Source organism: Segeticoccus rhizosphaerae (assembly GCF_009192725.1).
Taxonomy (GTDB): domain Bacteria; phylum Actinomycetota; class Actinomycetes; order Actinomycetales; family Dermatophilaceae; genus Segeticoccus; species Segeticoccus rhizosphaerae.
Map to the genome: position 1 here is coordinate 1 of NZ_VOHR01000306.1, position 4430 is coordinate 4430.

At 69.5% G+C, this 4430-nt stretch carries 3 protein-coding genes; all 3 read left to right on the top strand.

Annotated features, from left to right (window positions below):
* Positions 1 to 1209: penicillin-binding transpeptidase domain-containing protein (locus tag FRW57_RS17865; RefSeq protein WP_275263185.1), on the top strand; the 1209-nt coding region annotated here is incomplete at its 5' end.
* A gap of 196 nt (positions 1210 to 1405) precedes the next feature.
* Complete coding sequence (gene rpsO / locus FRW57_RS17870; RefSeq protein WP_137121466.1) at positions 1406 to 1675, top strand: 30S ribosomal protein S15; 270 nt, start codon at positions 1406 to 1408, stop codon at positions 1673 to 1675.
* 214 nt (positions 1676 to 1889) lie between these two features.
* Positions 1890 to 4337: a polyribonucleotide nucleotidyltransferase gene (locus FRW57_RS17875; RefSeq protein WP_152186627.1), complete on the top strand. Its 2448-nt coding sequence runs from the start codon at positions 1890 to 1892 to the stop codon at positions 4335 to 4337.
* Positions 4338 to 4430: the final 93 nt, after the last annotated feature.

Below are 4430 nucleotides of genomic sequence, written 5' to 3' on the forward strand. Positions count from 1 at the left end.
CAGGCCCGCCAGGCCACCACGGACGCGCGCGGCAAGAAGCAGCCGGGTGACGCCGCCGACACGGGCGCGGCCGTCGTGCTGGACACGCGCACCGGTGCGGTGCTCGCGGCAGCCAGCTACCCGACATACCGGCCCGAGGTCTGGACGGGAGGGATCAGCAGCAGGGAGCTTGCGCACCTGACCTCCGAGAAGGCCGGCGTGCCGCTCACCGACCGGGTGACCTCGGCGCTCTACCCGCCGGCCTCGACCTTCAAGGTGGTCTCGCTGCCCGCCGCGATCAAGAGCGGTGTCAAGCGCACCGGGAAGTACGACTGCTCCTCCAGCGTGCAGGTCGGCGGACGGAGGTTCCACAACTTCGAGTCGCACGCCTACGGGATGATCACGTTGCGGCAGGCGCTGGTGGTCTCCTGCGACACGGTGTTCTACCGGTTCGCCTACGACAACTGGCTGCGGCTCGGTGGGTTGGACGCCAGGAGCGACGTGCACGATCCGTTCGTGGCGATGGCGCGCCGGTTCGGGCTGGGCAGACCCACCGGGATCGATCTGCCGGGTGAGGCGGCGGGACGCATCCCTGACCGGGCCTGGAAGCGGCAGCAGTGGGAGAGCACCAAGGACCAGGTCTGCAAGCGGGCCAAGCGCGGCTACCCCGAGGCCGAGGACCGCCGGCGCGCGGCCTACCTCAAGGAGCTCGCCGTCGAGAACTGCGCCGGCGGCTTCGAGTTCCGCGGCGGCGATGCGGTCAACTTCGCCATCGGGCAGGGCGACGTCGCCGTCACACCGCTGCAGATGGCCGTGGTCTACGCAGCCATCGCCAACGGCGGCACGCTGTGGACGCCGCAGGTGGCCGCGGGTGTGCGGACACCGACCGGCGAGCAGGTCAAGACGTTCCGCCGTGACGTGACCGGCTACGTCGACCTGGACCCGCAGACGTGGGCCCTGTTGCGGTCCGGCCTCGCCGGTGTGGTCCGGGACGGGACCGCGAGCGAGGCGTTCCGGGGCTTCCCGCTGGACGCCTACCCGGTCGCGGGCAAGACCGGGACCGGCGAGGTCTACGGCAAGGACGCCACCGCCTGGTTCGCGTCCTACGGGCCGCTTCCGAAGCCGCGCTACGCGGTCGTCGTGGTCGTCGGGCAGGGCGGCGAGGGCGGCAAGGTGGCCGCGCCCGCGGCCCGGCAGATCTGGGAGACCCTGCGCAGCCGGGGGCCTTGAGCAGCGACGGGCCGCGGCGACCGATCGCAGCGATCCTGCCGCCGAGGAGCTGCGACGGGAAGACGGCGCAGATTAGGGCTACGCCGCCACACGCTGGTAGCCTTGCCCGTGCCGTGATATCGGCCGCGGAACGAGAGAGCCCTGGTGGACCAGCCCAGGCGCGCCGCGCAATGACCAAGAAACGGAATGGTGTCGCATGCCCCTGACGACAGACGTCAAGAAGCAGATCATGACCGAGTACGCCACCAAGGACGGCGACACCGGTTCCCCCGAGGTCCAGATCGCGATGCTGACGCAGCGCATCAAGGACCTCACCGAGCACTCCCGCCAGCACAAGCACGACCACCACAGCCGCCGTGGGCTGCTGCTGCTGGTCGGCCGCCGCAAGCGGATGCTGCGCTACCTGCAGGCCACCGACATCGAGCGCTACCGCTCGTTGATCAAGCGCCTCGGGCTGCGCCGATAAACGTCTCTCATGTCAGGGGCGACTCTCGTCTGGATGACGCGGGTCGCCCCTTTCGCATGAGGGCGGTGCGTATGCCGGGTGCTCACCTTCCGCGCGGAGGTCACCACACGGCGTACCCACCAGGAGCGGTCTTCCCGCTGCACCACCGCAAGGACAGCCCGCGCACAACGACGATGCACGGATGCTGAAGAGAGACAAAGAACAGGAGGGCCCAATGGAGGGTCCAGAAATCACCTTCGCCGAGGCGAAGATCGACAACGGCTCGTTCGGCACCCGCACGGTGCGCTTCGAGACCGGACGCCTGGCCAAGCAGGCCGGCGGCGCCGTCATGGCGTACCTCGACGACGACACCGCGCTGTTGTCCACCACGACCGCGGGCAGCAAGCCCAAGGAGCAGTTCGACTTCTTCCCCCTGACGGTCGACGTCGAGGAGCGGATGTATGCCGCGGGCAAGATCCCCGGCAGCTTCTTCCGTCGCGAGGGGCGTCCGTCCACCGACGCGATCCTCACCTGCCGCCTGATCGACCGGCCGCTGCGCCCCACCTTCAAGAAGGGGCTGCGCAACGAGGTCCAGGTCGTCATCACGGTCATGGGACTGAACCCGGACCACCAGTACGACGTGGTCGCCATCAACGCGGCGTCCGCCTCGACCCAGATCTCGGGCCTGCCGTTCAGCGGCCCCATCGGCGCCACCCGCGTCTCGCTCATCGACGGCCAGTGGGTCGCCTTCCCGAACTTCAGCGACAGCGAGCGCTCGGTCTTCGACATGGTCGTGGCCGGCCGCGTCGTCGGCAAGGACGACAACGGTGACGATGACGTCGCGATCATGATGGTCGAGGCCGAGTCCACCGACGCCACCTGGGACCTGGTCAAGAACCAGGGCAAGGGCGCCCCGACCGAGGAGGTCGTGGCCGAGGGCCTCGAGGCCTCCAAGAAGTTCATCTCGGCGCTGTGTGCCGCGCAGGCAGACCTCGCGTCCAAGGCTGCCAAGGAGGTGCAGGACTTCCCGGTCTTCCTGGACTACCAGGACGACGCCTACGACGCCGTCGAGGCCGCTGTCTCCGCCGACCTGGGCGCCGCGCTGCAGATCGCGGGCAAGCAGGAGCGCGAGGGCAGGCTCGACGAGCTCAAGTCGGCCATGAAGGCCTCGCTCGCCGGCAACGGAGATGACGCGGACGCTTCCGCTGGTGCTTTCGCCGGCCGGGAGAAGGAGCTGTCGGCGGCGTTCCGCGCCGTGCAGAAGAAGCTGATCCGTCAGCGGATCCTCACCGACAAGGTGCGCATCGACGGCCGCGGGCTGGCCGACATCCGCGCGCTCTCGGCCGAGGTCGAGGTGCTGCCGCGGGTGCACGGTTCGGCGATCTTCGAGCGCGGCGAGACCCAGATCATGGGTGTCACCACGCTGAACATGCTGCGCATGGAGCAGATGCTCGACACCCTCTCGCCGGTGACGCGCAAGCGCTACATGCACAACTACAACTTCCCGCCCTACAGCACCGGTGAGACCGGTCGCGTCGGGAGCCCGAAGCGCCGCGAGATCGGTCACGGCGCCCTCGCCGAGCGGGCCCTGATGCCCGTGCTGCCGACGCGCGAGGAGTTCCCCTACGCGATCCGCCAGGTCTCCGAGGCGCTCGGCTCCAACGGCTCGACCTCGATGGGCTCGGTCTGCGCCTCGACGCTGTCGCTGCTCAACGCCGGTGTGCCGCTGCGCGCCCCGGTCGCGGGTATCGCGATGGGTCTTGTCTCCGCGGAGGTCGACGGCCAGACGCAGTATGCGGCACTGACCGACATCCTCGGCGCCGAGGACGCGTTCGGTGACATGGACTTCAAGGTCGCCGGCACGCGGGAGTTCGTCACCGCGATCCAGCTCGACACCAAGCTCGACGGCATCCCCGCCTCGGTGCTCGGTGGCGCGCTCACCCAGGCCCGCGACGCGCGCCTGCACATCCTGGACGTCATGAACGAGGCCATCGACGTGCCCGACGAGATGAGCCCCTACGCTCCTCGCGTCATCAGCGTCACGGTCCCGGTCGACAAGATCGGTGAGGTCATCGGCCCGAAGGGCAAGATGATCAACCAGATCCAGGACGAGACCGGCGCGCAGATCTCGATCGAGGACGACGGCACCATCTACATCGGTGCCACCGACGGCCCCTCGGCCGACGCCGCTCGGGCGCAGATCAACGCGATCGCCAACCCGCAGATGCCCGAGGTGGGCGAGCGCTTCCTGGGGACCGTGGTCAAGACCACGACCTTCGGTGCGTTCATCTCGCTGCTGCCGGGCAAGGACGGCCTGCTGCACATCTCCGAGGTGCGCAAGCTGGTCGGCGGCAAGCGGATCGACGCGGTCGAGGACGTGCTGTCCATCGGCCAGAAGATCCAGGTCGAGCTCAAGGAGATCGACCCGCGCGGGAAGCTGTCGCTCGCGGCGGTCCTCGCCGACGACGCAGGTGCCGAGGCCCCGGCCACGGCGTCCGCTCCGGCGCAGGAGGCCCCGGCGCAGGAGGCCCCTGCGGCCGACTCCGGTTCCGAGGACGGCGACGCCGCCGCCGACTCCGGTTCGGAGGGTGGCAACCGTCCCCGTCGCAACCGTCGCCGTCGCGGCGGCAAGGGTGGCGGCGACAACGCGGCTCCGGCGACGTCGGAGGACGCAGCCGGCTGACGACGATGGCGTGAGAATCGAGCGTAGCGAGGCTCGGAGCGTCGAGGAGTCGGCCGCGACAAGATGGCTGACGACGATGGCGTGAGAATCGAG

Bases quoted from the DNA above. Each gene is read 5' to 3' on its own strand.
- rpsO (WP_137121466.1), top strand. From the start codon at position 1,406: ATGCCCCTGACGACAGACGTCAAGAAGCAGATCATGACCGAGTACGCC.
- FRW57_RS17875 (WP_152186627.1), top strand. From the start codon at position 1,890: ATGGAGGGTCCAGAAATCACCTTCGCCGAGGCGAAGATCGACAACGGC.